This is a genomic window from Pseudarthrobacter sp. efr-133-R2A-89, from assembly GCF_030209315.1.
In the GTDB taxonomy this organism is placed as follows: Bacteria; Actinomycetota; Actinomycetes; order Actinomycetales; family Micrococcaceae; genus Arthrobacter.
Window position 1 is genome coordinate 592,509 of sequence record NZ_JARVSE010000002.1, and the last position, 25,671, is coordinate 618,179.

Annotated in this window: 27 protein-coding genes and 1 tRNA gene; 17 read left to right on the forward strand and 11 right to left on the reverse strand. The window is 66.7% G+C overall.

Translation table 11 applies throughout. The annotated features are described in order from the left end of the window. The first annotated feature begins 29 nt into the window (after window positions 1-29). Window positions 30-809 (forward strand): phosphate ABC transporter ATP-binding protein PstB, encoded by a 780-nt coding sequence (pstB, locus tag QRM95_RS05485; protein ID WP_018763202.1) that lies wholly within the window; start codon window positions 30-32, stop codon window positions 807-809. Between the two features lie 94 nt (window positions 810-903). Continuing rightward, complete coding sequence (locus QRM95_RS05490) at window positions 904-1,299, forward strand: hypothetical protein (RefSeq protein WP_285246804.1); 396 nt, start codon at window positions 904-906, stop codon at window positions 1,297-1,299. A gap of 25 nt (window positions 1,300-1,324) precedes the next feature. On the opposite strand, the gene QRM95_RS05495 is transcribed toward QRM95_RS05490, so the two are convergent. The 3 genes from QRM95_RS05495 to QRM95_RS05505 all read right to left on the reverse strand — a co-directional run bounded on the left by QRM95_RS05495 (window position 1,325) and on the right by QRM95_RS05505 (window position 3,916). Next, a complete protein-coding gene (locus QRM95_RS05495; protein ID WP_285246805.1) occupies window positions 1,325-2,335 on the reverse strand; it encodes an inorganic phosphate transporter in 1,011 nt (336 codons plus the stop codon). 1 nt (window position 2,336) lies between these two features. Beyond that, window positions 2,337-2,954 (reverse strand): DUF47 domain-containing protein, encoded by a 618-nt coding sequence (locus QRM95_RS05500; RefSeq protein WP_026264994.1) that lies wholly within the window; start codon window positions 2,952-2,954, stop codon window positions 2,337-2,339. Window positions 2,955-3,256: 302 nt separating this feature from the next. Further along, window positions 3,257-3,916 (reverse strand): hypothetical protein, encoded by a 660-nt coding sequence (locus QRM95_RS05505; RefSeq protein WP_285246806.1) that lies wholly within the window; start codon window positions 3,914-3,916, stop codon window positions 3,257-3,259. A 210-nt stretch (window positions 3,917-4,126) separates the two neighbouring features. Between QRM95_RS05505 and QRM95_RS05510 the strand changes: the two genes are divergently transcribed. Continuing rightward, window positions 4,127-4,199 (forward strand) — tRNA-Lys (locus QRM95_RS05510). Between the two features lie 164 nt (window positions 4,200-4,363). Here QRM95_RS05510 and QRM95_RS05515 read toward each other — a convergent pair. After that, window positions 4,364-4,705 carry a YciI family protein gene (locus tag QRM95_RS05515; RefSeq protein ID WP_109044036.1) on the reverse strand — a complete coding sequence of 114 codons (342 nt, stop codon included), beginning with the start codon at window positions 4,703-4,705 and terminating at the stop codon, window positions 4,364-4,366. Between the two features lie 132 nt (window positions 4,706-4,837). On the opposite strand from QRM95_RS05515, the gene QRM95_RS05520 reads away from it, so the two are divergent. Further along, on the forward strand, window positions 4,838-5,851 hold the full coding sequence (locus QRM95_RS05520; protein WP_285246807.1) for a LacI family DNA-binding transcriptional regulator: 1,014 nt from the start codon (window positions 4,838-4,840) through the stop codon (window positions 5,849-5,851). 55 nt (window positions 5,852-5,906) lie between these two features. On the opposite strand, the gene QRM95_RS05525 is transcribed toward QRM95_RS05520, so the two are convergent. Next, entirely contained in the window at window positions 5,907-6,848 is a 942-nt protein-coding gene (locus QRM95_RS05525) for a GAF and ANTAR domain-containing protein (protein ID WP_285246808.1), read from the reverse strand. Between the two features lie 311 nt (window positions 6,849-7,159). On the opposite strand from QRM95_RS05525, the gene arfA reads away from it, so the two are divergent. The 11 genes from arfA (at window position 7,160) to QRM95_RS05580 (ending at window position 16,783) form a co-directional block, all read left to right on the forward strand. Then, window positions 7,160-8,686 (forward strand): arabinosylfuranosidase ArfA, encoded by a 1,527-nt coding sequence (gene arfA / locus QRM95_RS05530; RefSeq protein ID WP_285246809.1) that lies wholly within the window; start codon window positions 7,160-7,162, stop codon window positions 8,684-8,686. A 59-nt stretch (window positions 8,687-8,745) separates the two neighbouring features. Then, on the forward strand, window positions 8,746-9,333 hold the full coding sequence (locus QRM95_RS05535) for an HhH-GPD-type base excision DNA repair protein (protein ID WP_285246810.1): 588 nt from the start codon (window positions 8,746-8,748) through the stop codon (window positions 9,331-9,333). Continuing rightward, window positions 9,333-10,337, forward strand: a complete 1,005-nt coding sequence (locus QRM95_RS05540) for a LacI family DNA-binding transcriptional regulator (protein ID WP_285246811.1) — start codon at window positions 9,333-9,335, stop codon at window positions 10,335-10,337. The genes QRM95_RS05535 and QRM95_RS05540 overlap by 1 nt, the downstream gene beginning before the upstream one ends. 88 nt (window positions 10,338-10,425) lie before the next feature. Next, window positions 10,426-10,728: an urease subunit gamma gene (locus QRM95_RS05545; RefSeq protein WP_285246812.1), complete on the forward strand. Its 303-nt coding sequence runs from the start codon at window positions 10,426-10,428 to the stop codon at window positions 10,726-10,728. 11 nt (window positions 10,729-10,739) lie between these two features. After that, window positions 10,740-11,078 carry an urease subunit beta gene (locus QRM95_RS05550; RefSeq protein WP_285246813.1) on the forward strand — a complete coding sequence of 113 codons (339 nt, stop codon included), beginning with the start codon at window positions 10,740-10,742 and terminating at the stop codon, window positions 11,076-11,078. Then, a complete protein-coding gene (ureC, locus tag QRM95_RS05555) occupies window positions 11,075-12,817 on the forward strand; it encodes an urease subunit alpha (RefSeq protein WP_285246814.1) in 1,743 nt (580 codons plus the stop codon). Before QRM95_RS05550 ends, ureC begins: the two co-directional genes overlap by 4 nt. A gap of 17 nt (window positions 12,818-12,834) precedes the next feature. Continuing rightward, window positions 12,835-13,314, forward strand: coding sequence for an urease accessory protein UreE (gene ureE, locus QRM95_RS05560; protein ID WP_285246815.1), 480 nt, complete (start codon window positions 12,835-12,837; stop codon window positions 13,312-13,314). 150 nt (window positions 13,315-13,464) lie between these two features. Then, window positions 13,465-14,133, forward strand: a complete 669-nt coding sequence (locus QRM95_RS05565; protein ID WP_285246816.1) for an urease accessory protein UreF — start codon at window positions 13,465-13,467, stop codon at window positions 14,131-14,133. 42 nt (window positions 14,134-14,175) lie between these two features. Next, on the forward strand, window positions 14,176-14,793 hold the full coding sequence (gene ureG, locus QRM95_RS05570) for an urease accessory protein UreG (RefSeq protein ID WP_285246817.1): 618 nt from the start codon (window positions 14,176-14,178) through the stop codon (window positions 14,791-14,793). Between the two features lie 122 nt (window positions 14,794-14,915). Beyond that, a complete protein-coding gene (locus tag QRM95_RS05575; RefSeq protein ID WP_285246945.1) occupies window positions 14,916-15,746 on the forward strand; it encodes an urease accessory protein UreD in 831 nt (276 codons plus the stop codon). After that, window positions 15,746-16,783 (forward strand): HoxN/HupN/NixA family nickel/cobalt transporter, encoded by a 1,038-nt coding sequence (locus QRM95_RS05580; RefSeq protein ID WP_285246818.1) that lies wholly within the window; start codon window positions 15,746-15,748, stop codon window positions 16,781-16,783. Before QRM95_RS05575 ends, QRM95_RS05580 begins: the two co-directional genes overlap by 1 nt. Before the next feature lie 65 nt (window positions 16,784-16,848). Here QRM95_RS05580 and QRM95_RS05585 read toward each other — a convergent pair whose 3' ends face one another. After that, window positions 16,849-18,777 carry a pectate lyase-like domain-containing protein gene (locus tag QRM95_RS05585; RefSeq protein WP_502934932.1) on the reverse strand — a complete coding sequence of 643 codons (1,929 nt, stop codon included), beginning with the start codon at window positions 18,775-18,777 and terminating at the stop codon, window positions 16,849-16,851. 161 nt (window positions 18,778-18,938) lie between these two features. Between QRM95_RS05585 and QRM95_RS05590 the strand changes: the two genes are divergently transcribed. After that, complete coding sequence (locus QRM95_RS05590; RefSeq protein WP_285246819.1) at window positions 18,939-19,991, forward strand: LacI family DNA-binding transcriptional regulator; 1,053 nt, start codon at window positions 18,939-18,941, stop codon at window positions 19,989-19,991. Between the two features lie 34 nt (window positions 19,992-20,025). Here QRM95_RS05590 and QRM95_RS05595 read toward each other — a convergent pair whose 3' ends face one another. The 5 genes from QRM95_RS05595 to QRM95_RS05615 all read right to left on the reverse strand — a co-directional run bounded on the left by QRM95_RS05595 (window position 20,026) and on the right by QRM95_RS05615 (window position 24,660). After that, a complete protein-coding gene (locus QRM95_RS05595; RefSeq protein WP_285246820.1) occupies window positions 20,026-20,475 on the reverse strand; it encodes a transferase in 450 nt (149 codons plus the stop codon). Between the two features lie 112 nt (window positions 20,476-20,587). Further along, window positions 20,588-21,247, reverse strand: coding sequence for a GntR family transcriptional regulator (locus QRM95_RS05600; RefSeq protein WP_285246947.1), 660 nt, complete (start codon window positions 21,245-21,247; stop codon window positions 20,588-20,590). A 123-nt stretch (window positions 21,248-21,370) separates the two neighbouring features. Then, window positions 21,371-22,381, reverse strand: coding sequence for a transketolase family protein (locus QRM95_RS05605; RefSeq protein ID WP_285246821.1), 1,011 nt, complete (start codon window positions 22,379-22,381; stop codon window positions 21,371-21,373). After that, a complete protein-coding gene (locus QRM95_RS05610; protein ID WP_285246822.1) occupies window positions 22,378-23,286 on the reverse strand; it encodes a transketolase in 909 nt (302 codons plus the stop codon). Before QRM95_RS05610 ends, QRM95_RS05605 begins: the two co-directional genes overlap by 4 nt. A 36-nt stretch (window positions 23,287-23,322) precedes the next feature. Further along, the gene (locus tag QRM95_RS05615; protein WP_285246823.1) at window positions 23,323-24,660 is read right to left on the reverse strand and encodes an MFS transporter; all 1,338 of its coding nucleotides are present in this window, start codon (window positions 24,658-24,660) and stop codon (window positions 23,323-23,325) included. Between the two features lie 186 nt (window positions 24,661-24,846). Here QRM95_RS05615 and QRM95_RS05620 point away from each other — a divergent pair, with 186 nt between their 5' ends. Then, entirely contained in the window at window positions 24,847-25,671 is an 825-nt protein-coding gene (locus tag QRM95_RS05620) for a sugar phosphate isomerase/epimerase family protein (protein WP_285246824.1), read from the forward strand.

Consider the following 25,671-nt stretch of genomic DNA (forward strand, 5'->3'; position numbering starts at 1 on the left):
AACCCATACCCAGTAAGTGAAGGAACACCATGTCTAAGCGCATCGACGTCAAGGACCTGAACGTGTATTACGGCGATTTCCTCGCCGTGGAAGACGTCAGCATCAACATCGAGGCCAAGTCCGTCACCGCGTTCATCGGCCCGTCCGGCTGTGGCAAGTCCACGTTCCTGCGGACCCTGAACCGCATGCACGAGGTCATCCCCGGCGCCCGCGTGGAAGGCGAGGTGCTGCTGGACGGCGACAACCTCTACGGCCCGGGCGTGGATCCTGTGACGGTCCGTTCCCAGATCGGCATGGTTTTCCAGCGGCCCAACCCGTTCCCCACCATGTCCATCCGGGACAACGTGCTGGCCGGCGTCAAGCTGAACAACAAGAAGATCTCCAAGGGCGAGGCCGATGTCCTGGTGGAGCGCTCGCTCAAGGGCGCCAACTTGTGGAACGAGGTCAAGGACCGGCTGGAGAAGCCCGGTTCCGGCCTCTCCGGCGGCCAGCAGCAGCGGCTGTGCATCGCCCGCGCCATCGCCGTGGAGCCGCAGGTGATCCTGATGGACGAGCCCTGCTCCGCCCTGGACCCGATTTCCACGCTGGCCATTGAAGACCTCATCAATGAGCTGAAGGACCAGTACACCGTGGTGATCGTGACCCACAACATGCAGCAGGCTGCCCGCGTCTCCGATAAGACGGCCTTCTTCAACATCGCGGGCACGGGAAAACCGGGCAAGCTGATCGAGTACGGCGACACCCACACCATCTTCAGCAACCCGGTGCAGAAGGCCACCGAAGACTACGTCTCGGGACGCTTCGGGTAAACGGCTGCTCCCTGTTGGCGAACCCCGACGGCATTTAGTACGCTGAACTAGATACTTTTGAAACTAGTAGTAAGCCAGCTTTAGGAGTTTTGCCATGACGCAGACGGCCAGCAACCCCGGCCCCCAGCTTACGGTTTCCGTACCCGTGGCGGGCGCACCGGCGCCCGCCGCGCACGTGCAGGACTTCGACGCGGCCGCCGGGCTTGCCGCCACCCTTGGGGGTGGGCCTCTCGTCCCGCAAATTGATCCGGAGGCCGCCGTGGCTGCCGGGGATGCGGAGGATGTGCTCACGGAGGTATGGCGGACCAGTTCCTACCTCGAAGGCAAGCAGTGGGAGTTGGACAGCGCCCTGGAAGCGCTGCGCCAGGCGGTCCGGAAGGCTTCTTCTGCGGGTGCCGCCCGGGATGAGCTCTGCTCGGCGGCTAACCTGTCAGCCGACGAATTGGCCGCGATCCTGGTGGCCCCTGACGCAGCGCCCACTGCCATCTAGGGCCACTGCTATCTGCGGTTGCCGGCTACCTGGCCAGCGGTGACAGTGCCAGTGCCAGCACGAAGGCCAGGGCGCAGGTGGCCACCGGCGTCAGGACCCAGAGCCAGATGATCCTGATGACCAGCTTCCGGTTGGTCACGGAGAAGTGTTGGTTCTCGCCGGCGCCCAGTGTGCCCGCCGTGACGGTGTGGGTGGTGGACAGCGGCCAGTGCAACCCGATGGCGCCCACAAAGAGCATCAGCGCGCTGAAGGTCTGGGCCACGGAGCCGCGCAGGGGATCGATCCGGGTGATCTTGTAGCCGATGGTGTACGAGATCCGCCATCCTCCGAACAACGTCCCGGCGGTCATCATCACCGCGGACAGCAGGGCCACCCAGATGGGGATCCCGCCGTCGGCGTACCCCGCCGCGAGCAGGGCCAGCAACAGCACGGCACTGACCCGCTGCCCGTCCTGCAAGCCGTGGCCAAATGCCACCGCGCCGGCGGCAATCGCCTGCGCCCTGCGGAACCGCTGGTTGACCACGTTGGGTTGGGTGTAGCGCGCTCCCCAGGTGGCCGGATAGACCAGCAGGAAGGATCCGCTGTAGGCCACGAGCGGGGAAAGCACCAGCGGCAGGACCACCTGGAACAGCAGCGACTGGTCGACGCCCGCCACCCCGGGGCCTCCCACCGCAAGGCTGGCCAGCCCCGCCCCGGCAAGTCCCCCCACCAAGGCATGGGTGGAGGAGGCGGGGATGCCGCGGCGCCACATCAGCAGGCCCCAGGCGCAGGCGCTGGCCAGGCCGGCCGCCAGGATGGCGAGGCCGCCCGGCCCGGCCGGGAGGTTGATCCAGGTCCGGCTGGCGGCGACGGCGAGCATCGCGCTCAGCAGGGCACCCACGAAGTTGAAGAACGCAGCCAGGAGCACCGCAACGCTGGGCGTCAGGGCGCGGTTCCGCACGGCGAGGGCCACCGAGGTGGAGGCGTCACGGAAGCCGTTCAGGAAGGCAAACGCTGCGGCCAGCAGGACCACCGCAGCGAAGATGGCTGCCGCCACGTCAGGATTCCTTGACGATGATGCTGCCTACCTGGGTGGCCACCCGCCGCATGTCCTTGGTGACCTCCACCAGCTGGTTGGCGATGTCCCGGTTGCGCGAATACTGCGCCCACTTCATGTCGGCGATCATGTCGGCAACCCACACCCGGTGCGTGCGCTCGGCGCGTTTGGCAAGGCGCAGGATCTCGATCCAGTAATCCTCGAGGTCATCCAGGTCATTGAGCCGGCGCATGGCATCAACCGTCAGCTCCGCCTGCCGGCTGATGATCTCCAGCTGGTCGGCCGCCCGCTTGGGCAGGCGGTCCAGCTTGTACAGGGCCACCAGTTCCGCCGCCGCATCCATCTTCTCCATGGCCTCGTTGAGGTAGCGGGACAGGGCGTACATGTCCTCGCGGGGGAGGGGGTTCACGAAGCTGCTGCGCATATGCGTCAGCAGCGCGAAATGCAGCTCGGCGGACTTGGCCTCGAGGTTGTGCATGTGATCGACGAGCTTGCCGTGTTCGTCAGCGGGTACGCCAAGGATTTCGGCCAGGGTTGCACTGGCCAGCACGATCTGTTGTGCCATCTGCGATAGGAGGTTCAGCCCTGCGGGCTCCTGGGGAAAAAGGCGCAGCTTCACGTGTTTACCGGTCTCCGGGGACTGTTCAAGGCGGGCGTTGCTGCCGTGTGACTTGACGCCGACGCGCAACTGTCGCCTACTCTACCGGCCCGAAAGAGTGTGCCTTGAATTGGCTGCAGGGACGAGGGCAGAAAAATGGTGCCGAACCGGATACGCCTCTCGGCGGTAGGCCGCTCTAGGCGGCTAATTGTTGAAGCCCGGGGGTTTCGCGGCTCGGCACCGGCTTCAGTCTTCTACTTCGCCCCGCCCAAGTCAATCTTGACAGCCGGCCGTTGGCGGGGGCGGAAAACCTGGGGCGGCGCCTAATCGAGTTCGCCCAGGCGCCATGCGTTGGCGGCGTGTTCCAGGTCTTCGGCGGTTTTGACCAACTGGTGCGAGTTGCGGGTCAGCTTGCTGGCATGGGCTTCATTGGCGTGCTCGGCGCCATCCGCGAGCGTGGCCTGGCCCAGGGCCACCACCCGGCAGAAAGCGGCCGAACGTTCCAGCGCAACGTCGAAATCGCCGTCGAACGCGCCGGAGAGGATGGCGTCCGCCATGGTGCGCATTTCATCAGCGCCCGGCGGCTCCGCGGCACCGGCCACCACGTTGGACACCTGCGCCGTGTCCCGGCCGGCCCGGAAGTAGACCGATATCCGTTCGGGGTCACGGACGGTGGCGGCGCGGAGCGCGTAGAGCCGCCAAAGCACGCCGGGCAGTGACCGTGCCGGGCTTTCGGCCCACATCTCGGCAATGGCATCCAAGCCCTGCTCGTCGGCGAGCTTCACCAGGCGTTCGGTGATGACGGGATCGTCGCTGTCCCTTCCGTGGCGGACCAGCGCCTGCGCGGCAAGGTGCGCGGCCTCCGAGACGCGGGCGGGATCGGCCCCGCCGGCGAATGGCTCGAAATCCATCGGTGCGAACGGCTTCGGCTTGTGGTGCCGGTTGCTGCCGCCGTAGGGACTGGTTCCTGCTTGCTCGCTCATGCCCCCACGCTACTCCTGTGCCATGGGGTAAATCGAGCATGCGCGGCGCCCGGCGGAGGTGCCTGGACGCGGTAAGCGCGGGCCGGGAAAAGCGGCCGACGGCGGCGGCGGGGACGTGTGCGAGGACGCCGGAACCATGGGTTAGAGTATTAACGTCCAGAAATGGATTGGGCCGGGCGGAACGACACAGCGTGTCTGACCGACCGGCAGGGGCCTTTAGCTCAGTTGGTAGAGCATCGGACTTTTAATCCGTGGGTCGTGGGTTCGAGCCCCACAGGGCCCACCCGCAGAAGGTTTTGAAGGTCCGCTGTGAGGCGGGCCTTTTCCTTTTAAGCCTGGGTTTCAGACTTATCGACTATCCCGTTGCGCGGTATCCCGCCACGGAACGAGCTGGGAACGCCAGCTCCACCGCTGCTCCAGGGCCCCGGTGCCTGCCGTGTTCGGCGTTCAGCTGGCGGGATCGTATTGGAAGGCCCGCACTTCCTGGGCGCAGCGGCAGGCGGTGGCGATCTTGGAGGCCCAGTGGAGGGCGGCGTCGTACGTGGGCAACTCCAGTATTGTGTAGCCGCCCTCGATCTGCGCCGTCTGGGGGTAGGTGCCCTCGCGCACTGCTCCGTCGCCGCTGACCATCACGGGAGGGACGCTCTCGTCGATGCCCCCGCCAAACACCCAGACACCGGCTTCCTTTGCCTCCTGGACCACCGCATGGGCCGCGTCGGCAACTTCCTGCAGCCCGCCGTCGGGGATGTCCATGACGCCACTGGGGAACGAGATCAGGTACTTGGTCATTGGTCGGGCTCCTTCTTTGCAGACGCGGATCACCTTCATCCTTCCCACCACCTAGGGGCCGCGCAAGGATTTGTTCCCACCGCTGGCGCTGCAAAACAGGCTGCCGCCGCGGCCGAAAGGCACAATAGGCACATGGCAAAAACCAGCAAGGGCCGGATGCCGCGCCTGGAAGACGTGGCCGGGCGGGCGGGCGTCTCCCACCAGACGGTCTCCCGGGTGGTCAACAACCATCCCAACGTCAGCAAGGCGACCCGTGAAAAGGTGGAGGCAGCCATCGCCGAACTGGGTTACCGGCGCAACACTGCGGCGCGCAGCCTGGTCACCCGGCGCTCGCAGACCATTGGGGTCCTGGCCAGCGAGCTCTCCCAGTACGGCCCCGCCAACACGCTTCTTGGGGTGGAACAGGCTGCCCGCGAAGCAGGCTACTTCGTCAGCATCGCGGCCTTGCGCGAGGTGGGCCCGGATTCCATTGCCAACGCCGTGAGCCACTTCATGGACCAGTCCGTGGACGGTATTGCCGTGCTGGTGCCGCACGCGGACACCCTGGCGGTGCTGGAGCAAATGAACCTTCCCGTTCCCGTGGTTGCAGTTGGATCCGCCGGGAGCGACTCGGTCAGCGGCGCCACGGTGGACCAGCGCGCCGGGGCCAGGCTCGCCGTCGAACACCTCATCAAGGAAGGCCACCAGCGGATCGGCCACGTGGCCGGGCCGTCCGGATGGACGGACGCCGCCCAGCGCGCCGAAGGGTGGCAGGCGGCGCTGCGGGATGCCGGCCTGGACGGTTCCCTGCTGGTTGAAGGGGACTGGAGTGCGGGAAGCGGCTATGCCATCGGCCGCCGGCTGGCGAAAGGAATGACAGCCACGGCCATCTTCGTAGGCAACGACCAGATGGCTTTGGGCCTGCTGCGCGCCTTCACGGAAGCGGGCATCAAAGTTCCCGACGACGTCTCCGTGGTGGGCTTCGACGACCAGCCGGAAGCGGGGTACTTCACGCCGCCGCTGACCACTGTCCGGCAGGACTTCGAGGAACTCGGGCGGCGCTGCATGGACATCATGCTCAAGGAAATCGAGTCCGGTGCAGCAGTCAGTTCCACGGTGGTCCCGCCCGAGCTCGTATTCCGGGCCAGCACCGCCGCGCCGGCGTAACAAACTGCCCCCGCACCGGCTTTCAAGGCAGGGGAACACAGCCCTCCGGAAGCGGCTAGTTGCCGAAGTGCGGCGGCGGCGGCCCCTCCGGAAGCCGCTCCAGGATGCCCTCAGCCACCTTGCGGACCTTGATGTTCCGGTGGCTCGACGCTTTCGCGAGGATGGCGAACGCCTCCTCGTAGGAGCACCTGTTCTGGGCCATGATCACGCCGCAGGCAACGTTGATGGACGTCCTGCTGTCCAAGGCCGACTGCAGGTCTGTTGCGAGGGCGCGGGTGGCGTGCAGGTCAATGGCCAGGCGAAGGCTCCTGGCCGCCAGGGCGGCGAACCCGCGGGCCTCGGCGATGACCTGCAGCGGAAAGGCTTTCGCATCCGGCGCGAAGAAGGCGAGCGCCGCGGTCAACCGGCCGGGGTCGGCTTCTGCGGGACGTATCTCCGCCGCCGGAATTCCGGCGTCCAGCTGGAGCCGTACTGCCAGGGCGCTGCCGTATCCGGCGGACTGCAACCGCCCCGAGTACTGCCGCCAGCGGAAGTCACCGGTCCGTTGAAGCACCGCCACCGGATGGCCTCCGGACAAGACATCCGTCACCGGCCCCTCCGCGGACCCGCGTTCCCAGCCGAGCAGGCGGAGGACCTCTTCGGAGGTACCGGACAGCGCCGGGCTCCGCTTGGGCTGGTGCAGCACCAGGCCGCAACCCACCTCAACCCCGGCCGTCCTGGCGACGTGCCCGGCGGACGCGGCCACCAGCAGGTCCAGGGAGTCGGCGAGGGTTTGGGCGCCGCTGACCAGGTCCAACAGGAGGGGCGGATTACGGCGGCCCTTCGGTCCTGGCGAGGCAGGCGCGGTGACGGCAACCCCGCTGGGGCCGCGTGAGGTTGGAGGGCCGGCGACGGCTGGGGGAGAGCCCTTGGTCTCAAAGAGCTCCTCGTCGCCGGCCCCGCTTGCTACCCGGGCCCTGCGGGCCGGGAAACCTGTACGCGGGTGTGGTGCATTCATTGCCAGTCCCACACCCCCCCTAGTGAGTCAAGTACCGAAAGCCGGAATTGGTATTGCCTCTGGGAAGAATTTAGTGGCCGGGAAGCGCCTGGTGAATGCGTAGCTGGTACCTGTTTTTGGGATGGGGCAGTACTTGGAATCCTGCTCCTGCGATGCCTTTTGGGCCGTTGCCGCAGGTGGGCTCCTGCCCGCCTGGCGAAGGTGCCGGGAGAGGGCAAGCGCGACGGACACCCCCGTTTCCTTGACTCGCCGGACAGAACCGCAAACAATGCTTCTATAACGTTGTAAAAATTTGAGACAAGGATGTTTTCGTGACCCCAGCAGAATCCACCCCGGCAACGATCACCATCGACCCCGCCTTCACCGTGGGGCCCGTCCGGCGGCGCACCTTCGGCGCCTTCGTTGAGCACCTCGGGCGCTGCGTGTACACCGGAATCTTCGAGCCGGACCACCCTGAGGCCGACGAGGACGGCTTCCGAAAGGACGTACTTGAGCTCACCCGTGAACTGGGCGTCTCCACGGTCCGGTATCCCGGCGGCAACTTCGTCTCCGGATACCGTTGGGAGGACGGCGTGGGACCGGTAGACCAGCGGCCTGTCCGGCTGGATTTGGCCTGGCACTCCACCGACCCCAACTCCGTGGGCGTGGACGAGTTCGCCAAGTGGTCCGCCAAGGCCGGCGTGGAGCCCATGATGGCCGTGAACCTGGGCACCCGCGGCGTCCAGGAGGCCCTCGACCTGCTGGAGTACTGCAACATCGACGGCGGCACCGCCCTCTCCGAGCAGCGACGCGCCAACGGTGCCGCCAACGGCTACGGCATCAGGATGTGGTGCCTGGGCAACGAAATGGACGGCCCCTGGCAGATCGGGCACAAGAACGCCCAGGAGTACGGCAGGCTGGCCGCGGACACCGCCCGCGGAATGCGCATGATCGATCCCGGCCTGGAACTCGTGGCCTGCGGCAGCTCCGGCCCCACGATGCCCACGTTCGGCGAGTGGGAGCGTGTGGTCCTGACCGAAACCTACGACGTGGTGGACCTGGTCTCCGCACACCAGTACTTCGAAGACTCCGGCGACCTCCAGGAACACCTCGCCGCCGGGCACAAGATGGAAGCCTTCATCCGGGACATCGTCAGCCACATCGACCACGTGAAGTCCGTCCGAAAGTCCACCAAACAGGTCAACATCTCCTTCGACGAATGGAACGTCTGGCACATGAGCCGCGGCGAATCCAAAGTCCCCAGCGGAAACGACTGGCCCGTGGCCCCGGTCCTGCTGGAAGACACCTACACGGTGGCCGACGCCGTGGTGGTGGGGGACCTGCTGGTCACGCTGCTCCGGAACACGGACCGCGTCCACTCGGCAAGCCTGGCGCAACTGGTGAACGTCATCGCCCCCATCATGACCGAACCCGGCGGCCGGTCCTGGAAGCAGACCACCTTCCACCCGTTCGCCCTGACTTCCCGGCATGCGTCCGGCACGGTCCTGCAGCTCGCCGTCGAATCCCCCCTTGTCAGCGGAGGTACGACGGCCGACTTCGCCGCCCTGTCCGCCGTCGCCACCTATGACGCGGCAAAGGGCGAGGCCGTGGTGTTCGCCGTCAACCGCTCGGCCGCCGGGGCACTCACCCTGGACGCCGCCGTCGGGGGCCTGGGCAACGTCCGGGTCATCGAGGCGCTGACCTACTCCAACAAGGACCCCTACTGGCAGGCCACGGCCGACGATTCCAGCTCCGTCCTGCCGGCGGAGAACGTCACGGCCACGGCCGACGGCGGACACCTCACGGCCGAGCTCCCGGCCGTGTCCTGGTCCATGATCCGGCTCGCCGTGGAGGCCTGACCGGGCCGCGTACCAGGGCGGAGGCGTCCCCATGACGACGACGGCCCGCAGGTGGGAGGATGGACGGCATGGAACTGCACATCACGGGCGATCCCGCCGCTGACAAATTGTTGAGTGAGGACGCCTTCGCCCTGCTGACCGGCATGCTGCTGGACCAGCAGGTCACCATGGAATCTGCCTTCGCCGGACCGGAAAAGATCAGGACCCGGATGGGCACCCTGACACCCGAAGCCATCGCCGGGCACGACCCCGCAGACTTCGTGGAAATCTTCAAGGAACGGCCCGCCGTCCACCGCTTCCCCGGATCCATGGCCGGCAGGGTGCAGGCGCTCGCCGAGGCTGTCCGGAACGACTGGGACGGCGACGCCGCAGCCATCTGGACCAAAGGCTCACCCGACGGTGCAGAGGTGTTGAAGCGGCTCAAGGCACTGCCCGGCTTCGGTGAGCAAAAAGCAAAGATCTTCCTGGCCCTCCTGGGCAAGCAGCGGGGCCTTGACGCGCCCGGATGGCGGGAAGCGGCCGGCCACTACGGGGAAGACGGCTCCTACCTGTCCGTGGCGGACATCGTGGACCCGGAATCCCTGGCTAAGGTGCGGGCCAGCAAGCAAGCGGCCAAGGCGGCGGCGAAGGCAGGAAAAGAACGTTAATGGCAGTCACCATGAACGACGTCGCCCGCGCGGCCGGCGTTTCGCTCAAAACGGTCTCGAACGTCCTGAACGACTACGAGTTCATCCGTCCGGCCACCAAGCAGCGTGTGCAGGACGCCATTGCTGAACTGGGGTATGAGGCCAACCTCACCGCCCGCAGCCTGCGCTCGGGCAAGACGTCCATGCTGGGCCTGGTGCTCTCCGACCTCTCGGCGCCCTACTACGCTGAACTGGCGTCCAGGCTCATGAAGGCCGCATCACGGCATGGCTACCGGGTGCTGGTGGAACAGTCCGGCGCTGAGGCCTCCGTTGAACTCAGTGCCCTGCACGGGACGTTCCGGCAGCTCACCGACGGGCTGCTCTTTACCCCGCTGGTGCTGGACGCCGACGCCATCGCCGCCCGCGCCGGCACCAAACCCCTGGTGATGCTCGGCGAGCACATCATGGACCCCCGCTTCGACCTGGTCACCATGAAGAACGAGGAAGCCGCGGCTGCGCTGACCACGCACCTGCTGCAGGCCGGCCGCCGTCGTATTGCAGTGATCGGCGCCCACCCGGGGGAGTCCGCCGGGACCGCGGGACTTCGCATGAACGGGTACCGGAAGGCGCTGGACCAGGCCGGCGTCCCGTTCGACGCCGGCCTGGTGGCCCCCGCCGAATGGCGCCGCGACACAGGTGCCGCCGCCGTGGCCGGGCTGATGGCCTCAGGCGTGCAGTTCGACGCCGTCTTCGGCCTGAACGACGTCCTGGCATTGGGCGCCATGCACGAACTGTTGATCAAGGGCGTCAACGTGCCGGCGGACGTGGCGGTCGCCGGCTTTGACGACATTGACGAAGCCCGTTTCGCGTCCCCGTCCCTGACCACCGTCTCCCCGGGCATGGACGAGATCGCGGAGCGTTCGATCACCCTGCTGTTGGACCGGATCGGCGGGCGCGAAACATCCGGGCAGGGCGTGCACATGGAATCGGGGTTCGAGCTGAAGATCCGGGAATCCGCGCCCTAGCGTTCCGTCCGGATGATGGACCTGAAACGTGGCGGAAACGTGACCGGCCTAGGCTGGCAGCACGCCCCAGGCCGTCGAAGGGAACCCCATGCATCTGATGCCGCGTGAGCAGGAAAAGCTCCTGATCGTGGTGGCCGCCGACCTCGCCCGCCGCCGCCAGGGGCGGGGACTCAAGCTCAACTACCCCGAAGCGGTGGCCATCATCAGCTACGAACTGATCGAAGGTGCCCGGGACGGCAGGACCGTGGCCGAGCTCATGAGCTACGGCACCACCCTGCTGGGCCGTGACGACGTCATGGAAGGGGTGCCGGAGATGATCCATGACGTGCAGATCGAGGCCACCTTCCCCGACGGCACCAAGCTGGTTACCGTCCACAACCCGATCCGCTAAGGAGCGCCGAAATGATTCCAGGCGAGTACATCCTCCGGCCCGAACCCGTGACGGCGAACGCCGGCAGGGACGCGATTGAGGTGGCGGTGACCAACACCGGTGACCGGCCCGTCCAGGTGGGCTCGCACTTCCACTTCGCCGAGGCCAACGCCGCCCTGTCCTTCGACCGGGAGGCGGCCTACGGCCGGCGCCTGGACATTCCGGCCGGAACAGCTGCCCGGTTCGAACCCGGCGACTCCCGCAGCGTGCGGCTGATCGAACTGGCCGGCGCACGCGAGGTCTACGGACTCAGCAACGCCGTCAACGGAAAGCTCGACGGCGGCACCCGCCTGGACGGGGGCGCCAAGTGAGCTTCGAGATTCCACGCCGGCAGTACGCGGACCTCTACGGCCCCACCGCTGGGGACAAGATCCGCCTGGCGGACACCGACCTGTTCCTCGAGATCGAAAAAGACTTCACCGCCTACGGCGAGGAAGTGGTGTTCGGCGGCGGCAAGGTCATCCGCGACGGCATGGGCCAGAACGGCCAGGCCACCCGGGACCAGGACATCCCCGACACCGTCATCACCAACGCCGTCGTCCTTGACTACACCGGCATCTACAAAGCCGACATCGCACTCAAGGACGGCCACATCTTCCGCATCGGCAAGGCGGGCAACCCGCAGATCACCGACGACGTGGACATCGTGATCGGCGCGAGCACCGAGATCATCGCCGGCGAGCGGAAGATCCTCACCGCCGGCGGCATCGACACCCACATCCACTTCATCTCCCCGGACCAGGTGCCCACCGCGCTGGCCAGCGGCGTGACCACCATGATCGGTGGCGGCACCGGCCCGGCTGAAGGCACCAAGGCCACCACCGTGACCCCCGGAAAGTGGCACATCCAGCGGATGCTGCAGGCAGCCGAAGGGCTGCCCATGAACATCGGCCTGTTCGGCAAAGGCCACGCGTCCGCCGTCGAACCCCTTGCCGAGCAGATCCGTGCCGGCGCCATCGGACTGAAAGTCCACGAGGACTGGGGATCCACCACCTCCTCGATCGACACCTCGCTCACCGTCGCCGACGAATACGACGTCCAGGTGGCCATCCACACCGACACCCTGAACGAGTGCGGTTTCGTGGAGGACACCATCCGGGCCATCAACGGGCGCGTGATCCACACCTTCCACACCGAAGGCGCCGGCGGCGGCCATGCGCCGGACATCATCAAGATCGCCGGCATGCCCAACGTCCTGCCCGCCTCCACCAACCCCACCCTGCCCTATACGCGGAACACCATCGAAGAGCACCTGGACATGCTCATGGTGTGCCACCACCTCAACCCGGACATCCCCGAGGACGTGGCCTTCGCGGATTCCCGCATCCGCGCCGAGACCATCGCCGCCGAGGACGTCCTGCAGGACCTGGGCATTTTCTCCATCACCTCCTCCGATTCCCAGGCCATGGGCCGGGTGGGCGAAGTCATCACCCGCACCTGGCAGGTGGCGGACAAGATGAAGAAGCAGCGCGGAGCCCTGGACGAGGGCGACGGCGGGACCGGCCCGGGCAGCCACGGCTCGCCCGGCAGCGACAACTTCCGGCTCAAACGCTACGTGGCCAAGTACACGATCAACCCGGCCATCGCGCAGGGCATCGCGGACTCGGTGGGCTCCGTGGAAGTGGGCAAATTCGCCGACCTCGTGCTCTGGGACCCGGCCTTCTTCGGCGTCAAACCAGAACTGGTGCTCAAGGGCGGCCAGATTGCCTACGCCCTCATGGGGGACTCCAACGGGTCCATTCCCACACCGCAGCCGCGCACCATGCGGCCCATGTTCGCCACGTTCGGCAAGGCGATGCAGCAGTCCTCCATCACCTTCCTGTCCCAGGCAGCGATCGACGCCGGCGTGCCCGGGGAATTGGGGCTGGAGAAGGTCATCCGGCCCGTCTCAGGCATCCGCAACCTCACCAAAGCCGACCTCAAATACAACGACGCAACCCCCGACATCCAGGTGGACCCGGAAACCTACCAAGTGACGGTCGACGGCGAGGACGTCACCTGCGAACCCTCCGACGTCCTGCCCATGGCACAGCGCTACTTCCTGTTCTAGCACCCCGGAGAAACCCCATGATCATCGACAAAGTCCTCGGCAACCTGCACGAACTGCCCGAGCCCGGAGCCTACGCCGGACTGCACCAGGAAAAGGTGGTGCTGCCCTGCGCCCAGCTGGTCAAGCGCATCCAGCGCGCCACCACGGACCACGGCAAGGAGATCGGCATCCGCCTGCCCGCCGGGTCCGGGGACCTGCGCGACGGCGACATCCTCCACGTGGAAGACTCCAACATGATCGTGGTCTCGGTGCTGCCCACCGACGTCCTGGTCATCGCGCCCCGCACCATCCACGAAATGGGCGTCACCGCACACTCCCTCGGCAACAGGCACCTCCAGGCACAGTTCTTCGACTCGTCCTCCGAATACGGGGCCGACGTCATGGTGTGCGCCTACGACCACACTGTCGAGGACTACCTCCGCCACAACTCAGTGCCCTACACCCGCCAGGAACGCGTCATGCCTGTGCCTTTCCGCCATGCTGAACACTCGCACTAGTAATCCTGTCGCCGCGCTGCGCGCTCCAGTTGGTGCGCTGGGTTGGGACGCCGCGAGGGATATGGGGCCGTGCCCGCTTCGCGGTGCCCGCCACGCCGCGGCCCCATACCCCTCGCGTCGCTTGGGCTCGTCACCTTGGGAGCGCCTGCGGTGAGCAGATACCAGCTTGCTCTTCAACAGTTGGTGGATTCCGCTTTGCCTACCGGGGCCTTTGCGCACTCCTTTGGGTTTGAGACGTACATCGAGCGGGAGCTCGTTTTAGATGAGGCTTCGTTTGGTAGGTGGCTGTCCGCTTTTGTGTCGCAGCAGCTGACTTACTCGGATGGGCTGGCGATTCGGCTTCTTTATGCGGGGGCCGATGTGGGGGAGCTGGATTCTCTTCTTTCTGCTTCTCTCTTGCCCCGGCAGGTGCGGGAGGCGAGCTGCAAAATGGGGCTCCGGTTGCTGGAAATCGGTGCTGAGGTGTTTCCCTCACCTGCGCTCGAACTGTACCGGGACCTGGTGGGTGACGGCCGGGCCGCAGGGCACCAGCCGCTCGCGTTCGCCGTCGTCGCCCGCTCCCTGGACGTTCCGCTCCAGGAGGCGCTCGCCGCCTACCTTTTCGCCACCGTCACGTCGCTGACGCAGAATGCCGTGCGCGCCATTCCGCTGGGCCAAAACGCCGGGCAGCGGGTGCTGCGGGGAGCGCACGACGACGTCGCTGCCGCCATCGCCAGGATCGCGCACCTCACGCCGGACGACTTTGGGGCCGTCAGCCCCGGCCTGGAAATATCGCAAATGAGGCACGAACGCCAACGTGCCCGCATGTTCATGAGCTGACCGTGCTTGAAAATACTGTGCTTTTGAGTCAAAGGAGGACACATGTCTGAACCCATCAAGATCGGCATCGGCGGACCCGTCGGAGCAGGAAAGACGCAGCTCGTGGAGCGGCTCACCCGGCACATGAGCGGGGAAATTTCCATGGCCGCCATCACCAACGACATCTACACCATCGAGGACGCCAAAATCCTTGCCGCCAACGGCATCCTCCCCGTGGACCGCATCATAGGCGTCGAAACCGGCGGCTGCCCGCACACCGCCATCCGCGAAGACACCTCCATGAACACCGCCGCCATCGAGGAACTCAAAACCCGCCACCCCGACCTGCAGGTCATCTTCGTGGAATCCGGCGGCGACAACCTTTCCGCCACCTTCAGCCCCGAACTCGTCGACTTCTCCATCTACATCATCGACGTGGCCCAAGGCGAAAAGATCCCCCGCAAAGCCGGCCAAGGCATGATCAAGTCCGACCTCTTCATTATCAACAAAACCGACCTCGCACCCCACGTCGGCGCTGACCTGGCCATCATGGAGCGGGACTCCAAGGAATTCCGCGGCAACAAGCCGTTCTGCTTCACCAACCTGAAAACTGACGAGGGCCTGGACAAGGTCATCGACTGGATCCGGCACGATGTCCTGATGCTCGATTTGGCCTCATGAGCACGACGGCGGGAGCGCCACCGGCGGCTTCACCGGATGCAAGGGGCCGTGCCCGCTTCGCGGTGCCCACCACGCCGCGGCCCCTTACATCCGGCTCCGCCGCCTCAGCGGGTACGTCACCTATGGGGCGGCTTGAGCTGGGCGTCGAGGTGCGCGGGCGGAGGTCCCTTGCCTCACATCAGTTCCATGAGGGGGCCCTTCGGGTTCTGCGGCCGCATTACCTCGATGACTCTGGGCAGGTTTGTTATGTTGTCGTCAATCCTGGTGGGGCTTATCTTGGGGCGGATCTCTTTGTGTTGGATGTGGAGGTCGGGGAGGGGGCTGACCTGCTGTTGACCACCCAGTCCGCTACCAAGGTTTATCGGACTCCCGGGTCTTTTGCCGAGCAGCGGATGGCGGTGCGGCTGGGGGAGGGGGCCCGGCTGGAATTCATGCCGGACCAGCTCATCGCCTACCGCGAGGCCAGCTACCGGCAGCGGACCTCCGTGATTCTGCCGCCGTCGTCGTCCCTGGTCATGGCTGAGGTGGTCACTCCCGGCTGGTCGCCGGACGGTTCGGCTTTCCAATACCGGGAAGTGCGGCTGCGCAACGAAATCCGCGTCGAAACCGACGGCGGAACCCACTTGCTGGCCCTGGACAACCTGCTGATCCGGCCACCGCTGCACGACGTCACGGGGCTCGGATTCATGGAAGGCCACAGCCACCTCGGGTCCCTGGTGGTGGTGGATGCGAGGGTGGACCAGGCGCTCGCCGACGACCTGCACGGGCTTACCGCCGGCCGCGACGCGCTGACGGGTATCTCACTGACGCGCCCAGTTGCGGGGACTGCCGGGCTGGTCCTGCGAAGCCTCTCCAACAGCACCGACGAACTGAACCGGCTGCTCCGGTCCTGTACCGACTTCCTGCGCAGCCGCTGGTTCGGCCAAGGCCCGCTGGACCTGAGGAAGCACTGATGACCAGCATCGCCGCGCTCTACCGGGACCGGGACTCCCTGCCGCTCCGGACCCGCGCGCTGTTCACTTTCGGGGCGGTGGCCGCCCTGCACGCCGCCGCCGTCGTCCTCCTGCTCGCCGGCACGGCCGACGGCGGCGGGCAACCGCTGACCTGGGGCCTGTTCCTCACCGCCTACCTGGCCGGCGTGAAGCACAGCTACGACTGGGACCATCTGGCAGCCATCGACAACTCCACCCGCAAGTTCGTGGCGCAGCGTCAAGACCCGGTCAGTGTTGGCTTCGCCTTCAGCCTGGGGCACAGCTCCGTGGTTGCCCTCGCCGGGGTGCTGGTCATCGCGGGAGTATCGCTGGTGGGTGGACTGATGCAGGACGGTTCGGCCGGCAACCTGGTCCTGGGCCTGATCGGCAGCGGCGTGTCCGGCCTGTTCCTGCTGGCCATGGGACTGTTCAACGGTTCCGCTTTCGTCCGCTCCGCCGGCGCCTACCGCCGCGCCCGCAGCGGCGCCGCCGTCGAGCCCGGGGACCTTGAACCGCAGGGCGCGGTGGCGCGGCTGCTGGCCCGGCCGCTGTCCAGGGTGCGCCGGCCGCGGAACATCTACGTGATCGGGTTCCTGTTCGGCCTGGGCTTTGACACTGCCACCACCATCGGGCTGCTGATGATGACGACGGCGGCCTCGCTGGCCGGAGTGCCGCCGTTCGCCTTGCTTGCGCTGCCGGTCTCTTTTGCCGCCGCGATGACCCTCTGCGACTCCGTGAACGGCATGGCCATGCTGCGGATGTACCGCTCCGCGCTGGACGACCCCCGGCGGAAGCTCGGTTTCAACGCCGTGGTCACGGGCATCTCGGCAGTGTCCGCCCTGTTCATTGCCGTGATCACGCTGGGCGGATTCCTGCACTCAGCGTTGTCCCTTGACGACCCTGTGACGGGGTGGCTCGGATCGATCGACCTGGGCGACGCCGGCCTGCTGCTGGTCGCCTTGCTGCTGGCCGTCTGGGCCGGCGCAGCGCTGAAGGGCAAGGCATTCCGAACCAAGTGACGGGGCGCGGTACCACCGGCACCGCGCCCGCCAGGTCCGGACCTTACCGGACGGAATCAGCCTGGTCAGCCGAAATCGGCTACGTAGCTGGGAACACCCACGGCGTCGGTTGAGACTGGCGCCCCCGTGTCGTTGACCACGTGATCCAGCGTGCCTGCGCCGAGGTTCACCGTCAAAAGGCTGTGCAGCTTCACTCCCGGAGTTACCGGCACCTCAAAGCCCCTCGTTGCGTGGATGCCGGGGTCGACGTTGGTGTAAACGTAGCTGCCGCCGCCCCAGAGCTCGTGGGCCTTGACGGAGTCTGCCACCTTGTAGCCTGCCCAGCCCAGGACCCCGTCATGCTGCCACGCGGCCTGGTTGGGGGCGTCGTAGGGCAGCTCGTTCTGGAAGAAGACCGTCCTGCCGCCTTCTCCATTCCAGATGACGTTGTACTGCTGGTAGTGCTCCACGAACAGGCCCGTGGCGGTGACGTTGTTGCCGTTGACGATCACGCCGTTCGCGCCGGTGTTGGTGGTCCAGCCGACACCGTTCCCGTGGTCGGCGCGCCAGGCCCAGATGTGGTCCAGGAGGACGTTGTCGCTGTTGACTTCCAGGCTGACCGAGGCTTTGCCGCTGTGCGGTCCACCGACGCGGAAGAACACATCATGGAGCGTGGTGGGGTTTGCCGGATCATTGTGCACGGATGAGTCGGACGGCCCGCTCCCATTGCCCTTGCCGATGCGCATCAGGGCGGGCGAATTCACCTCGCCGGCGTCCACCGTGACGGCGGCGATGTCCACTCCGGGAACATCTGCCACCGTCAGGGGAACTGAGCCGTTGCCGGCAGTGAGGGTTGTCATGCCGAGTCCCAGGACCACGGTTCCGGCCCGCTTGACCTCAATGCTCCGGTCAACGTCGTAGACCCCGGGGGTCAGGAGCAGGTTCTTTCCGCGGGCCAGCTGGGAGTTGATGGCCTGCGCTGAATCGGCGGGCGTCGCGACATAGAAGTCTGCCAGGGGGATGCTGCGGCCGGCCGTAGGGCCGTTCTCCCACGTGGTCCCGGCCGAGTCCCGGCGGACAGCCGGCACGAAGACGCTGTACTGGCCGGCCGGATCCACGGTCAGGTAAGGCTTCTCGCGGCTGACGGGAGTGCTGTCCAAGGTGGTGTACGGCGGGTTCGGAAATGAATCGGCAGGTGCACCGTTCACCCCTGAGAACACCTGGTTCCAGACTCCATTGGACCAGCTTCCGATGCTGCTGTTGCGGACCAGGTACTGCTGCTGGGAGCCATTGATGACGGCGCCCGTCTTTGAATCAGCGATGAAACCGCCGCTGGCATACTGCGGACCGGCCGTGCAGTAGTCCATCAGGGAGAGGTTGCCGCCGGTGATGTTGACCCGGCGCATGGGGGAGGCCTGGGAGGCAGCCCAGAAGTTGGCGGAACTCCGGCAGCCCTCCAGGCCGGTGACGTTGATGGTGAGGTTGGACAAAGAGCGCCAGAAGTTGTTGAGGGCGATGCAGTTGTCAGCGGCCAGGCACCGGTTGTAGACGTCCACGTGCCCGTTGATGGTGACGTCGGTGGGGGCAGCGCCCAGGCCAGCAACCTCGGTGGAATACCCCACCTGGATGATCAGCGGCTCCTGGGGCGTGCCGTAGGTGCCGGGCTTGAACAGCAGGGAGTAGCGCTTGGTCCCCATCTCGTCGTCCACTTGTTGCGCCGCAATGGTATCCACCGTGGCCTTGATCCGGGACACCGGCATGCTGGGATCGAAAACGTAGGTGTTTGGTCCGAACGGATTCCCTGCTGCCGGAGCGGCAGCCGGGGCTTGGGGCATTGGCGACGCCGGTGCCTGGGCTGCAGGGCCCCGGGCTGGTGCGGCGGCCTGGGCGGGTGCTGCCCCGCCGGCGGCGAAGAGCCCCATGAGCAAGGCGGTGGCGGCCGCAATTGTTCCGGCCCGGTGCAGGCGGGGTGACGGTAGGGGCTGGGGTGTATCAGGGCGTGGGGCTAGCGGCATTGCTGGTCCTGTCGGTGATGGGGTGGACGGCCAGGGCGGCAGGGGCAGCCGGGCCGAGTGGTGGGAGCGCTCCCGTCGGGGAAGCGTAGCATTGCGTTTTTGCCCCGGCAAGGCTTTTCGGGAGCGCTCCCACGCACCCTTGGTGTCGTATTGTCGTTGGAATGAACGCAAACTCCAGCCGCCCGGGCACGCCACGAGGAGGGCAGGCCAGTCCTACGCTGGAGGACCTGGCGTCGGCCGCCGGGGTATCCCGCTCCACCGCCTCCCGCGCCATCAACGGCGGGTCCAAGGTGAGCGCGAAGGCCCAGGCCGCCGTCGATGCCGCAATCGTGGCGTTGGGCTACACACCGAACCGCGCTGCGCGGAGCCTTGTCACCCGGCGCGCCGGTTCGGTGGCGCTGGTCATCCCTGAACCTGACGCCCGGGTCATGATGGACCCCTACTTCGCCGCCGTGATCACCGGAGTGAATGAAGCGCTGCGCGGCACCGACCTGCAGCTGGTGCTGCTGATGTCCCGGGCCGGGGACGACTCCGCCCGGACCCTCCGCTACCTGCGCGGCGGGCACGTGGACGGTGCCATCGTGGTGTCCCACCACCGGACGGACGACTGGGTGGAGACCCTGGGTGCCACGGGGCTGCCCACCGTCTTCATCGGCAGGCCATGGGACACGGGATCGGGAATTCCCTACGTGGACCTGGACAACTTCGAGGGCGGCCGGCTGGCAGCCCGGCACCTGGCGTCCTTGGGCCGCACCACGCTGGCAACTGTTGCCGGCCCCACCGACATGACGGCCGCCGTCGACCGCCTCGATGGCTGGCTCCAGGGACTCAGGGACGCGGGCCTGCAGCCCGGGCCCGTCATCCACGGGGACTTTACGACGACGGGCGGCGCCGCGGCGGCCGGGCGCCTGCTGGGCCTGGCGCCCGGGGTGGACGGGGTGTTCGCCGCCTCCGACCTCATGGCCCTCGGCGTCGTGGATGCCCTTCGGGGCATGGGCCGGCGGGTACCGGAGGATGTGGCGGTGGTTGGCTTTGACAACCACGCCATCCAGGCATCAAACGGCTTGGGACTCACTACAGTGGCGCACCCCATGGTGGACATGGCTTCTGCGGCGGGACACCTCCTGGTCAGCGCGATCGGCTCCCCCGGGGAGCACGTGGCCCCGGTGGTCTATCCGGCTGAATTGGTGGTGCGCGCCAGTACGGTTCCCTGACCGCGCCGGTGCGCGGGCCAGGACAGGCCGGGGCCTACGCCGCGAGTTTTCCCTTGGCTTTGCGGTGCGGCCGGTGCGCGGCGGCGGCCAGGCGCGAGTGCGCCCCGGCGAGGACTTCGCTGCCATCGGGCACCGTGCTGTCCGTGACCAGGTGGGCGCCGTGCTCCACCAGGACGCCGGAGCCGATCCTGGAATGGCTGCCAATATGGACCCGGTTGCCGATGACCGTGCCGCGGCCGATGCGCACGCCGTCGCCGATCACTGTCCGGTCACCGATCCGTGCGTCACGGTCGATCCAGCTGCCGTGCCCGATCCTGCAGCCTGAACCCACCTGCGCACCGTGCTCTACGTAGGTCATGGGGCCGATCCGCGCGCTCTCGGCCACCTTCGCTCCCGGAGCGATGAGTCCGCCGCCGTTGTCGTGGCGGGCATACCGGGTGACCTTTCCGGCGTCGTCCTCAACTGACACAAACTTTGCGGTCATACCGTCCCTCGTTAACGCTGCGGCACTCTACCGCACAGTAGGTTAACGGCCGGGAGCTTTCGAGGATTCCCAAACAGGCACAGGCGGCGCGGTTTTTGGTGCCGCCGGCGGACTATGCCACCAGGTTGGCAGCGGCCGTGTCCATGTGTTCCAGGATGGTCTTCCGGGCCAGCGCGGCATCGCCGGTGTCGATGGCGGCCACAATGTCCTTGTGGCGGTCCACGCTCATGTTGCTGACGCCTTTTTCCAGTCCGGCGAACATGATGGACATGCGGATGGAGCCCTCCAGGGATTCCCAGGAGTGGAGCAGTGTTTCGTTGCCGGTGAGCCGGCACAGCGTGCGGTGGAATTCGAGGTCGGATTCGATCCGTCCCTCCAGGCTGCCGCCGGCGGCGGCATCCATGGCGTCAATGGCCTTGTGCAGCGAGTCGGTGACCTGCTGCCGGTCAGGCAGTTCGCACAGGGTCCGGGCGGCGAGCGATTCCAGGGCGGCGCGGACGGAGTAGATGTCGCGGATTTCCTTTTCGTCCAGGTGCCGGACGGACAGCCTGCCGCGGGGGCCTGCGGAGAGCAGGCCCTCCTGTTCCAGCTGGCGGAGCGCCTCGCGGAGGGTGCCCCGGCTGATCTGCAGCATCTCGGACAGTTCGGTTTCCACCAGGTGGCGGCCGGGTTCCAGTTCTCCGCTGGTGATGGCGGTCCGCAGCGCCGAGAGCGCCTGCTCGCGCAGGCTTTTCTTTTCCAGTCCCAGCAACGGGGCGGTGAGTCCGGCCATGGCTTCTGTCCTCAATGTCATAAGTCGACTGTCTACAGTCGGGAGTAGTTTCTCGATAGTACGGCAGAATGCACGGCACCGGCTTGGGACCGGTGCCGTGCATTCTCCATGGGGTGCCTTGCCTTAGCCGAGTTCGGCGAGGACCTTGGCGACGATGCGGTCCGTGGCCAGGCCGTAGCGGTCGTGCAGGGTGGGCAGGGCGCCGGCGTCCAGGAACTGGTCCGGGAGTGCCACGGGCACCACGCGCTTGCCCAGCCCCGCGGTGACGACGGCGGAGGCGACGGTTTCGAACAGCCCGCCCACTACGGAGTGGTTTTCCAGCGTGACGGCGAGGCGGTCGGTATTGAGCTCCGCAAGGACGGTTTCGGCGTCGAACGGCTTGATCGTGGGGGTGTGAACGACGGCGACGTCCACGTTGTGTGCCGCCAGCGCCTTGGCTGCCTGGAGGGCACGCATGGTCATCAGCCCGGAGGAGATGAACACGACGTCGTTGCCGCCGCGCAGCACTTTGGCTTTGCCGAGCTCGAAGGTGTAACCGTACTCGTCCAGGACGGTGGGCACGTTGCCGCGCAGCAGGCGCAGGTAGGTGGGGCCTTCCGAAGCTGCCAGCTGCGGCACCGCCTGCTCGATGTCCACTGAGTCGCAGGGGTCCACGATGGTCAGGTTGGGCATGCCGCGGAAGATCGCCATGTCCTCGGTGGCCTGGTGGCTGGGACCGTACCCGGTGGTGAGGCCCGGCAGGCCGCCCACGATGTTGACGTTCAGGTTTGGTTCGGCAGCGTCCAGGCACAGGAAGTCGTAGGCGCGGCGGGCCGCGAACACCGAGTAGGTGGACGCGAACGGGACCAGCCCGGTTTCGGCCAGTCCGGCCGCGGCGCCGAAGAGCAGCTGCTCGGCCATGCCCATCTGGAAGAACCGCTCCGGGAAGGCCTGGGCGAAGATGTGCATGTCCGTGTATTTGCCGAGGTCGGCGGTCAGGCCCACGATCTTGTCGTTCTCCTGCGCAGCCTTGACCAGGGCGTGCCCGAACGGCGCGGAAGAGGTCTTCTGGCCCGGGTCGGCGAAGGAGGCGATCATCGCCGAGGTCTTCAGCTTGGGCTTGGCGGGTGTGGCCGTCGTCGTGGTGGTGCTCATGCTGAAGCCTTTCCTTCATAACCGGCGGTGAGCTGCTCGCGGCAGACCTGCCATTCGTGTTCTTCGATGCGCATGAAGTGCGCTTTTTCGCGCTCCTCCAGCAGCGGGACGCCGCGGCCCACCTTGGTGTCGCACAGGATCACGGAGGGACGTCCGACGGCGGCGGACTGGGCGGCTGCGTTGTCGAACGCCGCGAGCAGCGCGCCGACGTCGTTCCCGTCCACCCGCTGGGTGTACCAGCCGAACGCTTCCCACTTTTCGGTGACCGGCTCGGTGCGGAGCACGGTGTCGGTCTTGCCGTCGGCCTGCAGGGCGTTGATGTCCACCATGGCGGTGAGGTTGCCCAGCTGGTGGTGGTGCGCGCCCATGGCGGCCTCCCAGGTGGAGCCCTCGTCCAGTTCGCCGTCGGAGAGGAAGTTGAACACCCGGGCGCTGGAGCCCTGGAATCGCAGGCCCAAAGCCATGCCGACGGCGATGGTCAGCCCGTGCCCCAGCGAACCGCCCGAGATTTCCATGCCGGGCGTGTAGGTGGACATCCCTGACATCGGCAGCCGCGAATCATCGGAGCCATAGGTTTCCAGCTCCTGGACCGGGACGATCCCGGCCTCGGCGAGGGCAGCGTAGTGGCCGATCGCGTAGTGGCCGGTGGAGAGGAGGAACCGGTCGCGGGCCTCCCAGTGCGGATCCTCTGCCTTGAACCGCAGCTGGTCCCCGTAGACGGTGGCCAGCATGTCCGCGGCCCCCAGGGCCTGCCCCACGTAGCCTTGGCCCTGGACTTCGCCCATGTTCAGGGCGTGGTGCCGGATGCGGTACGCGGCGGCGCTGATCCTGTCCACCCGCTCCGGGGTCGCCCCGGCCTGTGTCTGCCCCTGCGGGGCGGCGCCCTGGATGGTTTCTGTAGGCATTGCGTGCTCCGTGATTCTCTGGTGCGTGGTGGTCATTCAGGCGTTGACCGTGTTGGGGGTGTTTTTGGTGGCTTCGTCAGCGAGCTGCCGTTCCCGCTTGCCCCAGGTTTCCCGAGTGGCGAGCGCGGCCCAGAGGCCGATCAGGGCGTAGGCGCCGAAGAGCAGCGCCGGGCCCATCCAGCCGAAGCTGACGAACAGCAAGGTGGTGATGAACGGCGTGAAGCCGGAAACCATGGCGGAGATCTGGTAGGCCAGGCTGGCACCGGAGGCGCGGGTCTTGGCCTGGAAGAGTTCGGGGAACCAGGCGCCCTGGGCGCCGGCCAGGGAGTTCTGGCAGACCGCGTAGGAGATCGCGATGGTGAGGATGATGGCGACGAACAGGCCGGTGTTGACCAGCAGGAACATCGGGATCGCGAACAGTGCGGCGAAGGCCGTGGACCAGATGTACAGGGGACGGCGGCCGATGCGGTCCGTCAGTGCTGCCCAGGCCTGGGTGGCGAAGATGCCGATGGCAGAGGCGATGCAGAGGGCGACAAGGGTTTGGGTCTTGTCCGCCAAGTGCTGGCTGTTGAGGTAGGAAATCATGTAGGTGATGGATACGGCGTACCCGGCGGTCTCGGCGATGCGCAGGCCGATGCCCTTGACGATGTTGCGCCAGTCCGTCTTGAGGACCTCGACGATGGGTGCCTTGACGATCGTGCCGCTGTCCTTGACCTCGTCGAAGACGGGGGACTCGGGAACCTTGGACCGGATGATCAGGCCGACGGCGACCAGCACGATGCTGGCCAGGAACGGGATGCGCCAGGCAAGTTCACCGCCGAGGCCGGCGCTCGCGAGGAACGTCAGGTTGGCCAGCAGCAGGCCTACGGGGAAACCGGCCTGGACGATGCCGGTGTACTTGCCCTTGGTCTTCCACGGCGCATGCTCGTAGCTCATCAGGATGGCGCCGCCCCATTCGGCGCCGAAGGCCAGGCCCTGGACGATGCGGACGAAGACCAGCAGTGCCGGAGCCAACAGGCCGACGGCGGCGTAGGTGGGGAGCAGGCCGATCGCGAAGGTGGCCAGGCCCATCAGGATCAGCGAGGAGACCAGGACGGGCTTGCGGCCCACCTTGTCGCCCAGGTGCCCGCCGATGATGCCGCCCAGCGGACGGGCCGCAAAGCCGACGCCCAAGGTGGCGAAGGAGGCGAGGGTCCCCGTGACGGGATCGCTGCCGGGGAAGAAGGCGGTGCCGAAGTACAGTGCGGCAGCGGTGCCGAAGCCGATGAAGTCATACGTCTCGATGACGGCCCCCACGCCGGATCCGATGGCAACTCGGCGGGCGTCCTTGGTGCCGTGGACCGGGCCGCGCATGGTCAGAGCATCTTTGCTCATGGTGGTTCCCTTTCGAAAAGCGGCTGAGAAGTTTCGCCGCTGTCGACTGTTAACAAATTGGTAAGACCCAGTGTGACGCACCTCATCTTCACTGTCAACAGTCGACTTTCAGAGTTGACTGTTGACAGTTAACGCCGGTACTGTGGTGTCCATCACTACCGCTCGGCACGATTCAAAGGATCAATGATGTTCCATTCCAGACTTGGGTGCTCATCCATCAGCTTCCGGCACCAGGACCTGGGCACTGCGCTGGGCACCATGAAGGGTCTGGGATTCGAAGAGATCGATCTGGGCGCCCTGCCCGGGGTCTGCGACCATGTCCCCTACGAACTTGACGAGGCCGCCGTGGCTGCGGTGTCGCAGGAAGTCGTCGCTTCCGGTCTGCGGGTCCGCTCAGTGAACGGCGACATCGGGGACTTGAACGCAGTCCTCGACGCCGATGGGCAGGACGCCAGGCGGTGCCACCTTGACGCCCTGCTCGCCCTCACTGCCAACATTGGGGCCAACGCCCTGGTGCTGCCCTGCGGCGCCCTCGATCACAACCCGGTCCGGAGCGTCGAGGAAGACCTGGACCTCATTGCCGGGCAGCTCGCGGCTGCGGCCCGGCGCGCTGCAGGTTTCGGCGTCGAACTCTGGACCGAGTCCCTGCACTTCCTGCGGTTCTGCTGGAACCTGGAACGTGCGGGACTGCTGGCCGACCGGCTGGCCGGTTCCGGCGTCGGAATCGTCATGGACTTCAGCCACATTGTGGCGTCCGGCGAAGATATCCAGGCCTACCTGGACCGGCACCAGGGCCGCATCAGCCACGTCCACCTGCGCGACGCCGTGCCGGGGAACATCAACCTCAGCATCGGCAACGGTGACGCCGACTTCGTCGGCGGCCTGATACGCCTCGCCGCCGACGGCTACGCCGGCCACTTCTCGCTCGAACTGGAAACCCGGGACGTCACCCATGACGAACGCCCGGCCGCCGCCGCCAAGGCTGCAAGCTTCATCACCGACCTCATCTGA

Coding starts and splice junctions, on each gene's coding strand:
- pstB (WP_018763202.1), top strand. CDS start 30: ATGTCTAAGCGCATCGACGTCAAGGACCTGAACGTGTATTACGGCGAT.
- QRM95_RS05490 (WP_285246804.1), top strand. CDS start 904: ATGACGCAGACGGCCAGCAACCCCGGCCCCCAGCTTACGGTTTCCGTA.
- QRM95_RS05505 (WP_285246806.1), bottom strand. CDS start 3,916: ATGAGCGAGCAAGCAGGAACCAGTCCCTACGGCGGCAGCAACCGGCAC.
- QRM95_RS05515 (WP_109044036.1), bottom strand. CDS start 4,705: ATGACCAAGTACCTGATCTCGTTCCCCAGTGGCGTCATGGACATCCCC.
- QRM95_RS05520 (WP_285246807.1), top strand. CDS start 4,838: ATGGCAAAAACCAGCAAGGGCCGGATGCCGCGCCTGGAAGACGTGGCC.
- QRM95_RS05525 (WP_285246808.1), bottom strand. CDS start 6,848: ATGAATGCACCACACCCGCGTACAGGTTTCCCGGCCCGCAGGGCCCGG.
- QRM95_RS05535 (WP_285246810.1), top strand. CDS start 8,746: ATGGACGGCATGGAACTGCACATCACGGGCGATCCCGCCGCTGACAAA.
- QRM95_RS05540 (WP_285246811.1), top strand. CDS start 9,333: ATGGCAGTCACCATGAACGACGTCGCCCGCGCGGCCGGCGTTTCGCTC.
- QRM95_RS05545 (WP_285246812.1), top strand. CDS start 10,426: ATGCATCTGATGCCGCGTGAGCAGGAAAAGCTCCTGATCGTGGTGGCC.
- QRM95_RS05550 (WP_285246813.1), top strand. CDS start 10,740: ATGATTCCAGGCGAGTACATCCTCCGGCCCGAACCCGTGACGGCGAAC.
- ureE (WP_285246815.1), top strand. CDS start 12,835: ATGATCATCGACAAAGTCCTCGGCAACCTGCACGAACTGCCCGAGCCC.
- ureG (WP_285246817.1), top strand. CDS start 14,176: ATGTCTGAACCCATCAAGATCGGCATCGGCGGACCCGTCGGAGCAGGA.
- QRM95_RS05575 (WP_285246945.1), top strand. CDS start 14,916: ATGGGGCGGCTTGAGCTGGGCGTCGAGGTGCGCGGGCGGAGGTCCCTT.
- QRM95_RS05580 (WP_285246818.1), top strand. CDS start 15,746: ATGACCAGCATCGCCGCGCTCTACCGGGACCGGGACTCCCTGCCGCTC.
- QRM95_RS05585 (WP_502934932.1), bottom strand. CDS start 18,777: ATGCCGCTAGCCCCACGCCCTGATACACCCCAGCCCCTACCGTCACCC.
- QRM95_RS05590 (WP_285246819.1), top strand. CDS start 18,939: ATGAACGCAAACTCCAGCCGCCCGGGCACGCCACGAGGAGGGCAGGCC.
- QRM95_RS05595 (WP_285246820.1), bottom strand. CDS start 20,475: ATGACCGCAAAGTTTGTGTCAGTTGAGGACGACGCCGGAAAGGTCACC.
- QRM95_RS05600 (WP_285246947.1), bottom strand. CDS start 21,247: ATGGCCGGACTCACCGCCCCGTTGCTGGGACTGGAAAAGAAAAGCCTG.
- QRM95_RS05605 (WP_285246821.1), bottom strand. CDS start 22,381: ATGAGCACCACCACGACGACGGCCACACCCGCCAAGCCCAAGCTGAAG.
- QRM95_RS05610 (WP_285246822.1), bottom strand. CDS start 23,286: ATGCCTACAGAAACCATCCAGGGCGCCGCCCCGCAGGGGCAGACACAG.
- QRM95_RS05615 (WP_285246823.1), bottom strand. CDS start 24,660: ATGAGCAAAGATGCTCTGACCATGCGCGGCCCGGTCCACGGCACCAAG.
- QRM95_RS05620 (WP_285246824.1), top strand. CDS start 24,847: ATGTTCCATTCCAGACTTGGGTGCTCATCCATCAGCTTCCGGCACCAG.